At 64.7% G+C, this 631-nt stretch carries 1 protein-coding gene; it reads left to right on the top strand.

Annotated elements, in window-relative coordinates:
- Nucleotides 1-87: 87 nt before the first annotated feature.
- Entirely contained in the window at nucleotides 88-405 is a 318-nt protein-coding gene (locus E2E34_RS34725) for a helicase associated domain-containing protein (protein ID WP_138905770.1), read from the top strand.
- Nucleotides 406-631: the final 226 nt, after the last annotated feature.

A 631-nucleotide genomic window follows, 5' to 3' on the forward strand; every position in this document is an offset into this window, starting at 1 on the left:
AGAGCCCGATACCTATCCACTGACATCACAACGCCGAACCATCACCGACAAAAACCCGCAGGTCATCAGACGGCCGTGCAGCAGTGGATGTGTGAACACGTCCTCGGCATCACACCCGCCACCGACGGCGAGAAACCGCCCCTGCGGACCAGCCAGGCACAGACGTGGGCGCTGCACCTCGCCGCCGCCCGGCAGTACTACGAACGCGAAGGACACCTGCGGGTACCACGCAAGCACATCGAGACGATCATCATCGACGGCGGCGGGAACGGGGGTAGTGGCGAGGACCACGAGGTACGGGAGCTCAAGCTGGGGGCCTGGATCAGCAACCAACGCTCCCGGGCCGCAACGCTGACACCCGAACGAATCGAACAACTGACCAAGACCGGCATGCGCTGGACGTAACCATACGTCCCGGGCGGGTGCAAGAACTCAGCCAGGCGGCGCTCACGCCTCTTACGGTTGGGGGCAGCCCGGCTACTGCCGTACGAGGTGCAAGCTACCGACCGTCTTGAGACACGTGGTCCACAGGCGCGTCCCAAACCGTGGGCGCACACTGGAGTGAATGCGGGATCCTCTCCGTGGGGTGATGCCTATGCGCCGCAGCGTCCTGTCGTCAGGCTCCGCCTTC

Source organism: Streptomyces albidochromogenes (assembly GCF_005981925.1).
In the GTDB taxonomy this organism is placed as follows: Bacteria; Actinomycetota; Actinomycetes; order Streptomycetales; family Streptomycetaceae; genus Streptomyces; species Streptomyces albidochromogenes.

Coding starts and splice junctions, on each gene's coding strand:
- E2E34_RS34725 (WP_138905770.1), top strand. CDS start 88: ATGTGTGAACACGTCCTCGGCATCACACCCGCCACCGACGGCGAGAAA.